General features: G+C 68.0%; 16 protein-coding genes, 1 tRNA gene and 1 riboswitch. Of the genes, 10 read left to right on the forward strand and 7 right to left on the reverse strand.

The genetic code is table 11. The annotated features are described in order from the left end of the window. The first annotated feature begins 187 nt into the window (after window positions 1-187). On the forward strand, window positions 188-832 hold the full coding sequence (locus A3M1_RS0115010) for a hypothetical protein (RefSeq protein ID WP_018389804.1): 645 nt from the start codon (window positions 188-190) through the stop codon (window positions 830-832). Between the two features lie 48 nt (window positions 833-880). On the opposite strand, the gene A3M1_RS0115015 is transcribed toward A3M1_RS0115010, so the two are convergent. Continuing rightward, window positions 881-1342: a hypothetical protein gene (locus tag A3M1_RS0115015; protein ID WP_018389805.1), complete on the reverse strand. Its 462-nt coding sequence runs from the start codon at window positions 1340-1342 to the stop codon at window positions 881-883. 289 nt (window positions 1343-1631) lie between these two features. Between A3M1_RS0115015 and phnC the strand changes: the two genes are divergently transcribed. The 4 genes from phnC to A3M1_RS0115035 all read left to right on the forward strand — a co-directional run bounded on the left by phnC (window position 1632) and on the right by A3M1_RS0115035 (window position 6429). Then, window positions 1632-2474, forward strand: coding sequence for a phosphonate ABC transporter ATP-binding protein (phnC, locus tag A3M1_RS0115020; RefSeq protein ID WP_018389806.1), 843 nt, complete (start codon window positions 1632-1634; stop codon window positions 2472-2474). 14 nt (window positions 2475-2488) lie between these two features. Then, window positions 2489-3490 (forward strand): phosphonate ABC transporter substrate-binding protein, encoded by a 1002-nt coding sequence (gene phnD, locus A3M1_RS0115025; RefSeq protein ID WP_018389807.1) that lies wholly within the window; start codon window positions 2489-2491, stop codon window positions 3488-3490. 170 nt (window positions 3491-3660) lie between these two features. Then, complete coding sequence (gene phnE / locus A3M1_RS0115030) at window positions 3661-4485, forward strand: phosphonate ABC transporter, permease protein PhnE (protein ID WP_018389808.1); 825 nt, start codon at window positions 3661-3663, stop codon at window positions 4483-4485. A 195-nt stretch (window positions 4486-4680) separates the two neighbouring features. Further along, window positions 4681-6429: an ABC transporter ATP-binding protein/permease gene (locus tag A3M1_RS0115035; RefSeq protein WP_018389809.1), complete on the forward strand. Its 1749-nt coding sequence runs from the start codon at window positions 4681-4683 to the stop codon at window positions 6427-6429. Window positions 6430-6433: 4 nt separating this feature from the next. On the opposite strand, the gene clcA is transcribed toward A3M1_RS0115035, so the two are convergent. The 3 genes from clcA to A3M1_RS0115050 all read right to left on the reverse strand — a co-directional run bounded on the left by clcA (window position 6434) and on the right by A3M1_RS0115050 (window position 10390). Continuing rightward, a complete protein-coding gene (clcA, locus tag A3M1_RS0115040; protein ID WP_018389810.1) occupies window positions 6434-7735 on the reverse strand; it encodes a H(+)/Cl(-) exchange transporter ClcA in 1302 nt (433 codons plus the stop codon). Between the two features lie 122 nt (window positions 7736-7857). Further along, window positions 7858-8808, reverse strand: a complete 951-nt coding sequence (locus A3M1_RS0115045; protein ID WP_018389811.1) for an ABC transporter substrate-binding protein — start codon at window positions 8806-8808, stop codon at window positions 7858-7860. 71 nt (window positions 8809-8879) lie between these two features. Beyond that, window positions 8880-8996, reverse strand: a riboswitch (TPP riboswitch). Window positions 8997-9202: 206 nt separating this feature from the next. After that, window positions 9203-10390 carry a winged helix-turn-helix domain-containing protein gene (locus tag A3M1_RS0115050; RefSeq protein ID WP_018389812.1) on the reverse strand — a complete coding sequence of 396 codons (1188 nt, stop codon included), beginning with the start codon at window positions 10388-10390 and terminating at the stop codon, window positions 9203-9205. A gap of 280 nt (window positions 10391-10670) precedes the next feature. Between A3M1_RS0115050 and A3M1_RS0115055 the strand changes: the two genes are divergently transcribed. Beyond that, on the forward strand, window positions 10671-11441 hold the full coding sequence (locus A3M1_RS0115055) for a siderophore-interacting protein (protein ID WP_018389813.1): 771 nt from the start codon (window positions 10671-10673) through the stop codon (window positions 11439-11441). A gap of 26 nt (window positions 11442-11467) precedes the next feature. Here the strand turns inward: A3M1_RS0115055 and A3M1_RS0115060 are convergent, their stop codons facing one another. Beyond that, entirely contained in the window at window positions 11468-12232 is a 765-nt protein-coding gene (locus A3M1_RS0115060; RefSeq protein ID WP_018389814.1) for an ABC transporter permease, read from the reverse strand. Window positions 12233-12484: 252 nt separating this feature from the next. Between A3M1_RS0115060 and A3M1_RS0115065 the strand changes: the two genes are divergently transcribed. From A3M1_RS0115065 to A3M1_RS0115075, 3 genes are all read left to right on the forward strand, one after another. Then, window positions 12485-13330, forward strand: coding sequence for a universal stress protein (locus tag A3M1_RS0115065; RefSeq protein ID WP_018389815.1), 846 nt, complete (start codon window positions 12485-12487; stop codon window positions 13328-13330). Window positions 13331-13631: 301 nt separating this feature from the next. Then, window positions 13632-14732, forward strand: coding sequence for a choloylglycine hydrolase family protein (locus A3M1_RS0115070; protein WP_018389816.1), 1101 nt, complete (start codon window positions 13632-13634; stop codon window positions 14730-14732). A gap of 76 nt (window positions 14733-14808) precedes the next feature. Then, on the forward strand, window positions 14809-15012 hold the full coding sequence (locus A3M1_RS0115075) for a hypothetical protein (RefSeq protein WP_245261687.1): 204 nt from the start codon (window positions 14809-14811) through the stop codon (window positions 15010-15012). Window positions 15013-15027: 15 nt separating this feature from the next. Here A3M1_RS0115075 and A3M1_RS0115080 read toward each other — a convergent pair whose 3' ends face one another. Further along, complete coding sequence (locus A3M1_RS0115080) at window positions 15028-15405, reverse strand: hypothetical protein (protein ID WP_018389818.1); 378 nt, start codon at window positions 15403-15405, stop codon at window positions 15028-15030. A 141-nt stretch (window positions 15406-15546) separates the two neighbouring features. Next, window positions 15547-15623 (reverse strand) — tRNA-His (locus A3M1_RS0115085). 188 nt (window positions 15624-15811) lie between these two features. On the opposite strand from A3M1_RS0115085, the gene A3M1_RS0115090 reads away from it, so the two are divergent. Continuing rightward, window positions 15812-16009, forward strand: a complete 198-nt coding sequence (locus A3M1_RS0115090; RefSeq protein ID WP_018389819.1) for a DUF4089 domain-containing protein — start codon at window positions 15812-15814, stop codon at window positions 16007-16009. Window positions 16010-16014: the final 5 nt, after the last annotated feature.

The following is a 16014-nucleotide window of genomic DNA, read 5'->3' on the forward strand; positions in this document are numbered from 1 at the left end:
TCCGGCTCGACCGGCATTCTGGTGGCGGCGGAGTTCGTGCCGGGCTTCGAGACCATGCCCTCGCAAGGGCCGGCCAAGCTCACCTACACCAGCTCCGGCCGGGTGATGCTGGGCCAGTGGGTGGTGATGCCGGTGACGCTGTCCGGCCGCGAGGGGGCGAGCGTGACCACCGCGCCGCTTGCCGGTGATGGTAGTCACCGAGGTGCAGTGCCTCGATTATGCCCGCGCCTGCCACCCCACCACCACGCCGCGCAATATCGCGATGATCGGCGTCGGCTTCGCGCGGGAAGGCGACAGCCAGAGCCAGAGCACGCCGGACAAGAACCCGCTGCTGCAGGTCGCCGGCGGCGAGGGGAAGCGCCGGCAGGGCTATATCCTCTCGCCCGAGGGCGTGCATATCGGCCTGACCGCCGCCAATACGCGCGGCGCCTTCCGCTATCTCAAGCTCGACCGCCGGCCCGATGGCGCCGACTGGGCGCCGCTGCCGGGCTGCATCGCGCTCGGCGGCTCGACCCAGCCTTCCTGCGGCACGGTGCTGGTCGATACAGGTGTCTCGGTGATGTTCATGACCGTGCCGGCGGCGCAGGCGGCGGGGGCGCAGGGAACGCTGCCGCCGGGGACGCAGGTGGCGATCAGCATCGGCGCCGAGGCCAGCGCCTTCCCGCTCTACAGCTTCAGCGCCGGCGATGGCGGGCCGATGACCCCGGCCGCCATCCATCTGCGGGTGGCGGACGACGCGAAGCCCTTCGTCAACACCAGCTACCACCTGCTGAACGGCTTCGACGTGCTGTTCGACGGCGAGGGCGGTTATGTCGGGTTTCGTCCGCGCTGACGCGCGCGGCCGTCGGTCGGCTTCCCGTCGCGCTGACGCGCGCGGCCCTCAGAACAGGCTGAACAGGAACACCGCGAGCAGGATGGCAGCGGCCCAGAGGTCCGTCACCATCGCCACGGTCTCGCGCATGGTGCGGTGGGGGCGCATCAGGTGGTTGACGCCGGCCAGGCCGAGGAACAGGCCGCCGATGAACGCCACCGGCAGCGCCCAAATCGAGAACAGGATCGACAGGATGCCGGCGAGGCCGATGGAGGCATTGGCGAAGCCGAGTTCCTGTACAACCACATGCGCGCGCGGCTCGTCGACGCCGAAAATGCCCTTCAGCGTGAAACCCGGCCGCAGGATTTGGGTGACGCCGGCCAGCAGCAGCCGCACGCCCACCGCCCAGAAGGCGAACCATTTGGTGGCGATGACGATCAGGCTGCCGAGCCCGGTAATGCCGGGATACTCCGCCGCGATGCTCAGCAGCGGCGCCACCACCATCGTCAACGCGACTATTGCATAATACATGCGGCCCCCGCTCCCGTTCAGCCTGCCCGAACCCGCGGCGAGTGTGCTGACGAAGCCGCGCCGAAGTCAATGAAGCCGATGGAGCGGCAGGGTTTTTCCCACCGGAACGGCGCCGGGCGGGGCGCCCGCCCGGGGCGCGCGGAGGGGCTTTCCTTGCACCTGAATACCGCCTGAAAGCCGCGCGGCGACAGGGCGGGCGGCATGTCATGGAACTGTAACCGAGGCTTCATCCACCCGTCACCGCGGGGGGCTACCCCAAGCCGGTCTTCAACAGGCCGGCGGAGCACCGATGGCGGCAGCCCTTCAACTCGACCGAGTGAGCAAGACCTACGGCCAGATGCGCGCGGTGGAAAACGTCTCGCTCACCATCCAGCCCGGCGAGCGCGTCGCCCTTATCGGCGCCTCGGGGTCGGGCAAGTCGACGCTGATCCGCCTCGCCTCCGGCCTCATCCTGGCCGACCGCAACGGGTCGGGTTCCGGCGCCGTGCATTCCTTCGGCATCAAGGTGCAGGAAGGCGGCAAGCTGGCGCGGGACGTGCGGACCGCCCGCCGCCATATCGGCCTGGTGTTCCAGCAATTCGCCCTGTCGGGCCGGCTTTCCGTGCTGACCAATGTGCTGGTCGGCGCGCTCGGCCGCATGAACGCGCTGCGCGGCACGCTCGGCCTGTTCAATGCCGATGAGCGCCGCACCGCCTATGCCGCGCTCGCCGAGGTCGGCATCGCCCAGCACGCCGCCAAGCGGGCGCGCGAGCTTTCCGGCGGCCAGCAGCAGCGCGTCGCCATCGCCCGGGCGCTGGTGCAGGGCGCCAAGCTGGTGCTCGCCGACGAGCCGATCGCCTCGCTCGACCCCAAGAGCGCCAAGCGGGTGATGGACACGCTGGTGACGATGAGCCGCGACTACGGCATCGCGCTGGTCGTCTCGCTGCACCAGGTGGACTACGCCACCGCCTATTTCGACCGCATCGTGGCGATGAATGCCGGGCGGATCGTGTTCGACGGCCCGGCCTCGCAGATCAATGCGGCGTTCCTGACCGAGCTCTACGGCGCCAGCGCCGAGGAGCTGATCCTTCCCAGCCAGTTCGTGGTGCCGGCCCCGGCCGAAGCCGCAGCCCCCTCCCAGACCGTTTCCTGACAGGAGCCACCCCCATGAAGCGTCTCATTGCCGCCGGCCTCGCGCTGGCCGCCCTTGCGGTGCCGGTCCGCGCCGAAGAAATCAAGGAGCTGAACTTCGGCTTCATCTCGACCGAGTCCTCGGCCAACCTCGCCAAGAGCTTCGAGCCGCTGATCAAGGACATGGAAAAGGCCATCGGCATTCCGGTGAAGCCGTTCTTCGTCGGCGACTATGCCGGCGTGATCGAAGGCATGCGCTTCAAGAAGGTCGACATCGCCTGGTACGGCAACAAGTCGGCCATGGAAGCGGTGGACCGCGCCGGCGGCGAAGTGTTCGTCAAGACCGCCAAGCCGGACGGCTCCTCGGGCTACTACTCGCTGATCGTCACCAATGTCGATCGCAACGACATTAACGGCCTCAAGGACATCCTTGATTGCTCGAAGGGCTACAATTTCGGCAATGGCGATCCGAATTCCACCTCGGGCTTCCTGGTGCCGAGCTATTACGTGTTCGCGCTGAACAATGTCGACCCGAACAAGTGCTACAAGCGCGTGGTGGGTGGCAACCATGAAGGCAACCTGCTTGCCGTGGCCAACAAGCAGGTCGACTTCGCCACCAACAACACCGAGAACGTGTCGCGCCTCCAGCAGACGCGCCCGGCGGAAGCCGCCAAGATCAAGGAAGTGTGGCGCTCGCCGCTGATCGCCGGCGACCCGATCGTGTGGCGCAAGGACCTGCCGGCCGACCTGAAGGCGAAGATCTACTATTTCTTCATGACCTATGGCCGCCTCGGCACGCCGGAAGAGATCGCCCACGCCCGTGAGGTTCTCGCCAAGACCTCGGACGGCTGGGGTCCCTTCCTCGCCTCCTCCGACGCCCAGCTGATCCCGGTCCGCCAGCTCGAACTGTTCAAGGCCAAGGTCAAGGCCCAGAACGACGACAAGCTCTCGGCCGACGAGAAGGCCGCCAAGGTCAAGGAGATCGACGCCAAGCTCGCCGCTCTCGAAGACCAGCAGAAGAAGCTCCCCAGCATGTGAGTGTGGTCTGTCTCCCTCATGGCCGGGCTTGACCCGGCCACCCAGACGTCGGGGCTGATCCCTGCGGTTCCTGGGTGCCCGGGTCAAGCCCGGGCATGAGGTGGGACAGGTTGCGAAACGTCTCATCCCCGGCATGTCGCCGGGGATTTTCATACCGGGAACTCCGCCACATGTTTGCCGCTGCCGACGACGCCCACCGCACCGCCACGCGCACCATGCCGGCGCCGCCGGTGACGCCGCTCACGACACGGCTGTTCCGGCTGGTGCTGGCGGCCGTCACCGTCGTCATCCTGGTGGCCGCCTGGTACGAGGCGGAGATGAACCCGGCGCAGCTCTGGCGCGATTCCGGGAACATGGCGACGCTTGGCGCCGATTTCCTGCGCCCCGACTTCACCGACTGGGACGTCTACGTCAACGCCATGCTGGAGACGCTGGCGATCGCCATCTGGGGCACCGTGCTGGCGGTGATCGCCGGCATCCCGCTCGGCATCCTTTCGGCCGAGAATGTCGCGCCGCACTGGATGGTGTTCACCGTGCGCCGGCTGATGGACGCCTGCCGCGCCATCAACGAACTGGTCTTCGCGCTGATCTTCATCGCCGCCGTCGGCCTCGGCCCCTTTGCCGGCGTGCTGGCGCTTTTTATCCACACCACGGGCGTGGTGGCCAAGCTGTTCTCGGAGGCGGTGGAGGCGATCGACCCCGCCCCGGTCGAGGGCATTCGCGGCACTGGCGGCACCTGGCTGCAGGAGGTCATCTATGGCGTGCTGCCGCAGGTGATGCCGCTGTGGATTTCCTATGCGCTCTACCGCTTCGAATCCAATGTCCGCTCCGCCACCGTGCTCGGCATTGTCGGCGGCGGCGGCATCGGCATGACCTTCAACGAGACCATGCGCGGCTTCCTCTATTCGCAGGCCTCGGCGATCCTGATCATGGTGGTGATCACCGTCTCGCTGCTCGACATGGTGAGCCAGCGCATCCGCAAGAAGTTCATCTGAGGCGCGCCTTCACGCCTTCCCTAGCGATGTGATGAAGCGCGGGCGCCCAGCGTCCGCGCTTTGCTTTTGCCGCTCGGCGCAGGGGGTAACGGGGAATGGCGCCCTGTCTCTCCAAACGGTAATGTTGCCGCCACCGTCCCGCCAGCTTTGCCCGGCGTAGATGAGGTGATTGCGACCTCTGCCCGGAGTACCCCCTTGCGCGCCATTTCCTCCCTGCTCGCCGATGTCTGGCGGCTGTCGATCCCCTATTTCCGCGGCGACGACAAATGGCGCGGCGGCGCGCTGCTGGCGGCGATCATCGCGCTGGAGGTGGGCTGGGTCTATGTGATCGTGCTGATCAACCAGTGGAACGCGGTGTTCTACAACGCGATCCAGGAGAAGGACTACGCCACCTTCGTCCACCAGCTCTGGGTGTTTGCCTTCTTCGCCGCCTGCGCCATCGGCGTCGCGGTCTATCAGGTCTATCTGCGGCAGTGGCTGCAGATACGCTGGCGCACCTGGATGACGGAGAAATACCTCACCGCCTGGCTGGCGGATGAGACCCATTACCGCATGCGGCTGAAGGGCGACGAGGCCGACAACCCCGACCAGCGCATCGCCGAGGACATCAATTCCTATGTCAGCCAGACCATCGGCCTGTTTCTCGGGCTGCTGAGCGCGGTGATGACGCTCGCCTCCTTCGCCGTCATCCTGTGGGGGCTTTCCGGCGATTTCGCCTTCAACCTGTTCGGCAGCAGCTGGCACATTCCCGGCTATCTCGTCTGGGCCGCCTTCGCCTATGCGGCTTTGGGCACGCTGATCGCCCATCTGATCGGCCGGGTGCTGGTGAAGCTGAACTTCGACCAGCAGCGCTTCGAGGCCAATTACCGCGTCGATCTGGTCCGGGTGCGCGAGAATGGCGAGCAGATCGCGCTGATGCAGGGCGGGCCGGTGGAGCGCGAACGCCTGCTCGCCCGCTTCAGCCATGTGGTGCATAATTACTGGGGCATCATGATCGCGCAGAAGCGGCTGACCTGGTTCACCTCAGGCTATGGCCAGCTCTCGATGATCTTTCCCCTGGTTGTCGTCGCCCCGGCCTATTTCGCCGGCGCCATCCCTTTTGGTCAGCTGATGCAGACCTCCTCCGCCTTCGGCCAGGTGCAGGGCTCGTTCTCCTTCTTCATCAACGCCTATACGACGCTGGCGGAGTGGAAATCGGTGGTCGATCGTCTCATTGGCTTCGAGAAGTCGGTGCAGGTGACGCAGGCCGAGGCGCTGCGCAGCGCCTTCCACCGCGTGCCGGCAAAGGGCCCGGCGCCGCTGGCGGTCAGCGCCATGGAAGTGCGGCTGCCGGACGGGCGTGCGCTGCTGGAAGTCAATGCGCTGGATCTGGCGCGCGGCGAGCGGGTGCTGCTCTCCGGCCCTTCCGGCAGCGGCAAGAGCACGTTCTTGCGCGCCATCGCCGGCATCTGGCCGCACGGCCATGGCGAGGTGGGGATAGCGCCCGGCGCGCGGGTGCTGACCCTGCCGCAGCGGCCCTATCTCCCGGTCGGCACGCTGCGCGGCGCGCTCGCCTATCCCGACCCGCTGGAAAAATATGACGACGAGCGGCTGCGCGAGGCGCTGGAGGCGGTGGGCCTGCCCGCGCTGGCCGCGCGGCTGGACGAAAGCGCGCCTTGGGCCTCTCTCCTCTCGGGCGGCGAGCAGCAGCGTGTCGCGGTAGCGCGCGCGCTGCTGGTCGAGCCGGACGTGCTGCTGCTGGATGAGGCGACCTCGGCGCTTGATGAGGCCAGCGAGGCCGCGCTCTACCGCCTGCTGCGCGCCCGTCTGCCGCAGGCCGCGCTGCTCTCCATCGGCCACCGCTCGACCCTGATCGAGCAGCATGAGCGCCAGCTGGTGCTGACACGCGAGGGCGAGGGACCGGCGCGGCTGATCGCTCTCGGGCCGGAGCCGGTGGCGGCGTGAGGGGTCAGCGCGAGGCGGCGGCGCGGGCCTCCGCCTCGATCGCCAGTGTCCGCTCCAGCAGGATCTCGTAGATCGGCCGCCCGCCGAGCGCGAGAAACACCATGTGCGCGAAGATCGCCGAGATCATCACCGGCACCAGCACCGCATAGGCGCTGGTGAGTTCGAGCACCAGCACCATGCCGACCAGCGGCGCGCCGATAGTGGCGGCGAACAGCCCGCCCATGGCGGCGATGGCGAAGGTGGTGTGCGCCTGGTCCGGCAAGGTGAAGAACAGCTCCAGCGTCGTGCCGTAGCAGAGGCCGATCGTGGTTGCGAGCGCCAGGATCGGCGCGAAGATGCCGCCGGCCACCCCGGTGGAATAGCTCGCCATGGTCATGACGAAGCGCAGCAGTACCACGAAGGCCAGCATGGCGAGCGGCAGGTTCTCCCGCGTCAGTTGCACCGCCAGCAACTCGCCGCCCTGCGTCGCCTCCGGCCGCACGAACATCAGCACGCCGACCGTGAGGCCGACAATGGTAGGGAAGATGTAGAAGGAAAAGCGCATGCCGAGCCGGCGCACATGGTCGAGCGACCAGACCAGCGTGCGGTTGAACACGAAGCCGCAGACGCCGAGGATGGCGCCGAGCACCACGAAGGCCGGCAGCCAGGCATAGGGGATGGTCGCGGCTTCCAGCAGCATATAGGGCCGGCTGCCGGTGAGATATTCGGTGACGATGGCGCTGGCGATCGAGGCCAGCACCACGGCGATATAGGTGCGCGAGGAATAGGGGAACTGCCGGCGCGTCTCCTCGATGACGAACAGCACGGCGGCCAGCGGCGCGTTGAAGGCGGCGGCGAGGCCGGCCGCGCCGCCGGCGGCGAGCAGGCCGCGCATGTCCTCGCCCGACCATTTCATCAAATCGGAGGCCGCCTTGGCGACGGAGGCGCCGATATGGATGGTCGGCCCCTCGCGTCCCAGCACCATGCCGGAAGAGAGTGACAGCAGGCCGGCGACGAACTTCACCGGCAGCACGCGATGCCAGCGCACCTCGCGCAGCCCTTCCATCGCGCCCTCGATCTCCGGCACGCCGGAACCGCTTGCCTCGGGGGCGAAGGTCCGGACCAGCCAGAGCGAGACGACCGTCATCGCGGCGGCGACCAGCGCGGCGGCGGCGTAGAGGGGGAAGCCGTCAAGGCCGAGGCCGGTGTCGAGATAGGCCGGCCAGGCGGCGGTGAGCTTTTCGACGCCGACATGAAAGGCGGAACCAAGAACGCCGACGATGGCGCCAATCCCGATTGCCACTGCGTGATACGGCACATTGCTCATGCCTGCCCCTCTGCATCCCAGCTGCCCCCGCATCGGTTAGCATCGCTGGGCGGCGATCGGAAGGTTCCATCAGCAACATCATCCCCGGGCGCGGCCCGGGGATGACGGCGGGACGCAGGCGCCTAGGGCAGGGTTGGCGCGTAGACCGCGACCGGCTCGACCGTGTCGATCAGGCCGTGGCCCTTCATGAATTCGCCGAAGCGGGCATAGCGTCCGGCGTCCAGTCCGGCCGGGGCGTGGGCGAAGCGGCGCAGCGTGTCGGTCCAGGCGGTGCGGTTCAGCTCGTCGTCGAGCTTCGGGTTGGCCTTGATGAACAGCCCCCATGCTTCGTCCGGATGGTTGAGGATGTAGATGGTGGCGTCCTCCACCGCCGCGAGGAAGCGCTTCAGCCGGGGATCGGCGAGCTTGTCCTTGTGAGCGACATAGATCAGCTCGTCGAAGACCGGCACGCCGTGCTCCTCGGGGAAGAAGGCGCGGCCCTCCTTGCCCTCCAGCCGGATCTGGGTGAGCTCGAAATTGCGGTAGGCGCCGATCACCGCGTCGACCTTGCCGGCCACCAGCGCGGGGGAGAGGGCGAAATTGACGTTGATCATCGTCACGTCGGTGGGCTTCAGCCCGACGCTCGCCAGCATGGTGCCGAGCAGCGCGTCCTCCAGCCCGGCGACGGAATAGCCGACCGTCTTGCCCTTCAAGTCGGCGATGGTCTTGATCGGCCCATCCTTCAGCACCACCAGCGCGGTGAGCGGGGTAGAGATGAGCGTGCCGAAGCGCACCAGCGGCAGGCCTTCCTTCACCTGGAGATAAAGGCTCGGCTGGTAGCTGACCGCGATATCGGCCTGGCCGGCGGCGACGAGGCGCGGCGGGGCGGAAGGGTCGGCCGGGGCGACCAGCTCGACATCGAGGTCACGGGCTTTGAAGAAGCCTTTCTCCTGCGCGAGGATCAGCGGCGCGTGGTCGGGGTTCACATACCAGTCGAGCAGGACGGTAAGCTTGTCGGCCGCCATGGCTGGCGCGAGGCCGAGCGTGAGGGCGAGCAGCAGGCCGCCGGTGCGGGCGGCAAGGTTCTTGAACATGGATCTCCTCCCAGTTGGAGACCCGGCGCGAGCTTTCGGGGGAAATCCGGCGCGGACGCCTGTCCTGCAGGGCCCCGCCGTCGCTCCGTCCCTTCGCCGGCATGACCCGGATCAGGTTCAAAGGGTCTGGCGGCTGCCATCTCAGCCCCTTCAGCCTTGCGGCCTGCGGGACACCCCTCGGACGGTTTGAGGCTAGCAGAGCGGCCGGGCAGGGGCAAATGGGGCGGCATCTGCGCGGCCCTCATGCCCGGGTTTGACCCGGGCACCCAGTGACCGGTGGCGCGGTGGAAAGTCTGGGTCCCCGGGACAAGCCCGGGGATGAGGGAGAGCGGGCGGGGACGGGGGACTTGAAGGTGGGATGAGCGACCTTTCGAGGGGCGAAGGGGCGGCCTCCTCACTCCCCCCGCCAGCCATCGAGATAGACCGTGCGCTCCACCCCGGCGAAACGGCCGAGGCGGGCGAGCTCAGTGTCGAGCGCGTCGAGCCGCCCGGCGGAAGCGCGCACACCAGGCTCCAGCCAGAGCCGGCGCACATCGAGCGTGCCGGCCTTGCGGTCCGCCTTCATGTCGATGCGCCCCACCATCCGGTCGCCTTCCAGAATCGGGAAGACGTAATAGCCATAGACGCGCTTTTCCGCCGGCACGAACACCTCGATGCGGTAGCTGAAGCCGAACAGCCTTTCCGCCCGGGCGCGGTCGCGCAGCAGCGGGTCGAACGGGCTCAGCACCCGCAGCCGCGCCGGCGGGGCGGGCAGGGAGTCGAAAAGGGCGGCGCAGCCGGCGAAGGCATGCGAGGCGCGGGGCTTTCCTTCCACGCCCTCGACCAGCACCGGCTCCAGCCGGTCGCGGTTGGTGGCGACCCAGACTTTCGCCTCCTCCGGCGTGACGAGGTCCCAGAACGCGGCGATCTCGCCTGAGGTGGCGAAGCCGAGCCGCTCCAGCGCCGAGGTGCAGGCCCAGTCGATGAAGGCCTCGCCCGTCATTTCGGGCAGGCGGTGCGGCGCGGGGATGACGCGCTCGGTGAGGTCGTAGCGCTTCTGGAATCCGTCGCGGCCGGCAATGGCCAGCGCGCCGGTGCGCCAGTGATATTCCAGCGCGGTCTTTTCCGGGTGCCAGTTCCACCAGCCGCCGGGCGGCCGCTTTTCGGTTTCGAAATCCCGCGCCATCAGCGGGCCTTCACGGCGCACCCGCTCCAGCACATGCTCGACATAGGTCTCGAAGCCGTTCTCGTGCCAGGAGCGCCAGCGCGCCGCCAGCGTCTCCCGCGCCCGGGCGAAGCGATGCTTCCACTGCGGGAAGAAGGCGGTGGGGATGATGGCCGCGTCATGCGTCCAGTGCTCGAACAGCGCGCCGTCGCGCTCCAGCAGGGCGGTGAGATGCTCGCGCTTGTAGCTCGGGTTGCGGGCGAACAGGATGTGATGGTGCGCCCGCTCCACCGTGGCGATGCTGTCCACCTGCACGAAGCCGATCGTCTCGATGAGTTCGAGCAGCCCGGCCTTGCTCAGCGCGCCGCGCGGGCGGCTGAGGCCCTGCGTGGCGAGGAAGACGCGGCGTGCATCCGCATTGGCGAGGCGAATCGTCATGCCCTGATCTTAGGACGCGGCGCGCGGCTGGAACAGATGGAGTACGAAACGCGCGCGGTCGTGAGCGAAGGGCCATTGCGGGGCGCGGGCAAGGAAACTAAAAAGGCAGCACTGCACGCGGAGCGCGGTGCATGCTGAGAGTGCCGCCCGGCATCCTCGGTGAACCGCGCGCGTGCACGTAAGCGTTAACGTCACTCAACGCGCATGATCGAACGGCCTTCGGGGCGTGATCGGCGCGGCTTTGTCCTGCCGGTGCGTCCATGGCCGGAGAGGACCTGAGATGAACGTTGCCAGCCCTGTTTTCCCCGCTGCCCCCACACTGAACCGCCAGCGCTTCGAGCCGAAGCGCCGCAGCCTCACCGTGCTCTCCACAGAGCGTGTGACGCCTTCCATGCTGCGCCTGGTGCTGGGCGGCGATGATCTTGCCGATTTCGTCAGCGCCGCGCCGGATGACCATGTGAAGGTCGTCCTTGTCCGGCCGGACGGCGTGGAGGAACGGCGCGACTATACGCCCCGGCGCTTCGATGCGGCGCGGCGCGAACTCACCCTCGACTTCGCGCTGCACGAGGCCGGGCCCGCCACGCTCTGGGCGCTGCAGGCCCGACCGGGCGACCGGCTCGACGTGCTTGGCCCGCGCGGCTCTGCCGTGGTCGAGGACGCCACGGTGGCGCACTGGCTGCTGATCGGAGATGAGACGGCGCTGCCCGCCATTGGCCGACGCATCGAGGAGGCGGCCCCGGGCGCGCGCCTCACCAGCCTTGTCGCGGTGACGGGGGCCATCGAGGAGCAGCGTTTCGCCACGGCGGCGACGCTCGATGCGCGCTGGATCCATCGCCCGGCGGCCGCGCTGACGCAGGCCGCACCGTTCATTGCCGCGCTGGAGACGATCGAGCTGGAGCCGGCAACGTATGTCTGGGTCGCCGCCGAGGCGGCCGTGGCGCGGGCGGTGCGAGCCTATCTGACCGAGCGGCGCGGCGTCCCGATCGGCTGGATCAAGGCGGCCGGCTACTGGGTGCTGGGCGAGGCCGATGCGCATGAGAAGATGGGGTGAAGCCGAAGATGGGGTGAGGCGCCCGCTCAGGCGGGCGCGCTCCCGGCGGTGGTCTCCGGCGCCCAGGGCACGAGGCGCGTCAGCCCGCGATCGACCAGCGTGAACAGGATCAGCGCCATCGCCAGCAGCACGGCGAGCGCGGCGAAGACCATGTCGGTCTGCATCCGGGCGTTGGAATAGATCATGAGATAGCCGAGCCCCGCCGAGGCGCCGACCCATTCGCCGACCACCGCGCCGATGGGGGCGACAGCGGTGGCGACCTTCAGCCCGGAGGCCAGTGCCGGCAGGGCGGCGGGAATGCGGATGAAGCGCAGCGTCTTGACGATGCCGGCGCCGTTGAGCCGGGCCAGATCGACCAGCCCCTGCTCGGTGCGGGCCAGCCCGTCATGAAAGGCCGAGGCGACGGGGAAGAAGATGATGAGGCTCGCCATCACGATTTTCGAGGCGAGGCCGAAGCCGAACCAGATCACCAGCAGCGGGGCGATGGCGAAGACCGGCAGCGCCTGCGCCACCAGCAGCACCGGCCGCATGGCGCGGCGCGCCAGCGGCGAGGCGGCCATCGCCAGCGCGCAAAGGATGCCCAGCAGCGAGCCGCACAGCAACCCGAGCAGCATCTCGCCGAGCGTGATGCCGGCATTGTGGACCAGCACGCCGGCATTGTTCCACGCTGTCATGCCAATGCGCAGCGGACCGGGCAGGATATAGGCGGGGACGGCGAGAAGGCGCACCGCCGCTTCCCACAGGCCCAGCAGAACGAGAGTGACGGCAAGCGCGCGCCCGATGGCGGCCATGGGGAGATTCCTGCCAGACGATTGCTGCAAATGATTGCTGCACGCGATTCCTGCATGCCAAGCGATCATTCCAAACGATTCCTGCATGCGTTGCAGCCCTTATAGCCGCCGCCCGGCAAATGCGCGACGGTTGCGCCGGGGAGGAGTGGGCTGCGGCAGGGATGGCGGGGGCGGAAAGACTTGACGGCCATCAATGCAGCGACACTTCTTCAGGGGCAAAAAAGTCGTGATCAACACTGTGGAGGAAACCAGATGATCAAGGATATTCTCGTCAGTCTGCGCGTGGGCGACGTTACGGAAGACGTCGCCGGCGATTATGCGGTTTCTGCCGCTGCCGCGCTCGACGCGCATCTGACGGGCGTCGCCGTGAGCTACGAGATCGACGTGCCGCCGGTCTACACGGAAGCCTTCTCCACCGACTTCATCGAGGCCCAGCGGGCGGAAGGCCAGCGCCAGGCCCGCACCTCGGTGGAGCGCTTCGGCGAGGCGGCGCGCTCGCTCGGCCTCACCGGCGAGGTGCGGCTGATCGACGGCACGCCGGGCGGGGCGGCCGAGCAGATCGGCGTGATGGCCCGCCTCTATGACCTGACCATCGTCAACCAGGCCGACCCGGACAGGCTCGGCCCGGAGGATGTGGTGACCGAGGCGGTGCTGTTCGATTCCGGCCGGCCGGTTCTGGTGGTGCCGCGCAAGCAGCAGAAGCCGTTCTCGATGAAGCGTATCATGGTCGCCTGGGACGGCAGCCGCACCTCGGCCCGGGCGGTGGCGGAAGCGCGGGCGCTGCTTGGCCACGCGCATCTGGTCGAGGCGGTGGTGGTCGAAACCGGCAAGCCCCTGCGCAAGAAGGGCGTCGACCTGCCGGGCGCCGATCTCGCCCGCCATCTCGCGCGCCACGAGAAGACGGTGGAGCTGCGCACCCTGGTGCCAACAGGCGGCGAGAGCATCGCCGATGTGCTGCTGAAGGAAGTGGCGGCGCGCGACATCGATATCGTCGTCATGGGCGGCTACGGCCATTCGCGGCTGCGCGAATTCGTGCTCGGCGGCGTCACCCGCGACATGCTGGAGCGCATGACGGTGCCGCTGTTCCTCGCCCATTGAGGCGCCCGCACCCGCGCGAAAAATCAGGCCCGGCGTTTGCGCCGGGCTTTTGCGTTCAAGTCCGGCGCCCGCGCCGGGCTTTTTGCGTTCAACGCCGGCGCGAACGCCGGGCTTTTACGTTCAAAGCCGCGCCCGCGCCGGGTTTTTGCATTTCCGGGCCGGCTTTCGTGTTTCCAGACGGTTGCTGCCGGCCGCCGGCGGGCTTGGCGCAAGCCAAATTTAAGATGTGAAGCGACAGGTCTGCCGGATGGCCTTACCTGTCCGCAGTGGGTCGACGATACGGAAACCGGAAAGGAAGACGATGAAAAAGCTTCTCGCCACCACGCTGGCGCTGCTCGCCTCCGTCAACATGTCGCTGGCCTGCACGGCGGTCGATCTCGTCGCCAAGGATGGCAGCGTCATCGCCGGCCGCACCATGGAATGGGCCTTCGACATGAAGTGGCAGCTGGTGAGCCAGCCCAAGGGCACCGAGCTGACGCTGATCGCCCCCGCCGCGCTCAATCTGCCCGCCCACAAGGTGGCGACCAAATATGCGGTGGTCGGCGTCAATGCCGGCATCATTCCCGGCGGGGCGCTGCTCGACGGGCAGAACTCCGAAGGCCTCTCGATGAGCGGCAATTTCCTGCCCGGCTTCACCCGGTACCAGACGGTGACGAAGGACGACAAACAGTACCAGACGGTGCTGACCTTCGGCTCCTGGGCGCTGGGCAGCTTCGCCACTGTCGCCGAACTGCGCGCGGCACTGCCGGCGATGAAGGTGTGGGCGGATGACACGTTGCAGAGCGGCCCGACGCCGCCGACCATCCATTTCGTCTTCGTCGACCGTTCCGGTGCCGGCATGGTGGTGGAATATGTCGATGGCGAGGTGCAGATCCACGACAATGTCGCCCATGTGCTCACCAATGCGCCGACCTATGACTGGCACCTCACCAATGTCCGCAACTATCTCAGCCTGAGCACGGTGGGCGTGCCTGCCCGCGAGATCGGCACGACGAATGTCACCGAACTCGGCCAGGGCGGCGGGCTGATCGGGCTTCCCGGCGACTACACGCCGCCCTCGCGTTTCGTCCGCGCCACTCTGCTGCGCCACGGCGTGACCGAGCCGGCGGATGCTGGCGCCGCAGTGCAGGCGGTCGCCCATATCCTCAACAATGTCGACATCCCGCTCGGCATCGCCCAGTCCCGGCTGCCGGATGGCTCGATGGTCTCCGATTACACCCAGTGGGTGGTGGTGAAGGACCTGACGCATAACCGGCTGATGATCGCCGACTATGACAACCGGCTGAACTACCTCACCATCGACCTGGCGCCGCTGTTCGCGCAGACTACGCCGGCGGCGCGGCTTGTCATCGAGCTGCCCTATCCCAAGACGAGCGCCGGCGCCGAGGTTCTGGCGCCCTGAGCCCGCCCGCCGGCCAGCCGGGAAGGCTGGCCGGCCGCTTGCATGGCACAGGCCCCCCAACGAGGAGGCCGTGCCGATGACATTGATCTCCCCCCCGATGCTGATGCGCCCGATTCCCGCATCCCCGCCACTGAACGAAGAGCGTGTGCGCGCCGCCGAGGCGTTCGCGCTCGCCTATGCCCGCAAAAGGGGCGGGCGGGTGCGGGTGCGGCCGGATGTGTGGCTGGAACTGCGCGCCGCCGGCGCCGACATGTCGCTCTATATCTGCGACACGCGCTGAAGGCGCTCGCCCGGCCTATTCGCCCGCGCCCTGCTGGCCCAGCGCTTCCTTGAATGCGTCCGGCAGCATCACATTGGCCGAGGCGTCCCTGAACATCGGGGCGATGTCGGCGGGGGTGTAGCCGGCAAGGCCGCAGCCGATCGGCGTCAGCTGGAAGGTGAGGTCCGGCCGGGCGGCAGCGAATTTCAGGAAGCGGCGGACATATTTCTGGATGTCCGGCAGCGGCAGCGTCTCGATGTCCCAATCCTTGGTGGGAATGGCGAAGGCGGTGCCGGTGAGGCCGAAGCCGACGCCCCATTCCGCGCCCCGGTTGTCATGCGCCCAGCGTGCCGCCCCGCCCGCATGAATGCCGGCGAGGTTCGAGCCGAAGACGAAGACCGGGTTACGCTCCATGCCGCCCCTCCTGCCGTGTGCCGATGCCGCCGGCCGATGCCGCCGGACGGCGCATGAGGGCCTTGCGAAAAACGGCGCCGGTGCGGCGCACCCAGGGCGCGCCGCACCATCCGGCGAAGAGAATAGGGGCGATGGGAATTCTGGTACAGCTGGGTGGGCTCGAACCACCGACCTCCGGTTCCACAGACCGGCGCTCTAACCAACTGAGCTACAGCTGCGTGCCAGAACGGCGCGGAACCTACTTTGGCGGCCGGCGCTTTGCAAGGCCACCGCGCACGCTTCCGCAAACGCCGTGGACAACCCGCCCTCCGGCCTGGTGTGGCGGGCCTCGCGGAGGGGGATGGCGCGTGGCATGCTTCCTGTATGAGCAGGATGGACACAGGCGCTCAGCCGGGGGAGGCATCGCATGCAGACAGGGCCGGCGGACGAATCGGGGAGCGCGGCGCTGCTCGATGCGGGGCTGAAGGTCGCGTCGCTGCCGCTGGAGCCGGAACTGCGCCCGCGCGTGCTGATGCATCTTGAAACCGCGCTGGCAATGGCCGCGCTGGTGACAGATTTTGCGCTGCCCGACGAGGCCGAGCCGGCCCCGGTCTACCGGCCATGAGCGCG

Origin of the sequence: Ancylobacter sp. FA202 (assembly GCF_000380205.1) — a bacterium.
GTDB lineage: Bacteria > Pseudomonadota > Alphaproteobacteria > Rhizobiales > Xanthobacteraceae > Ancylobacter.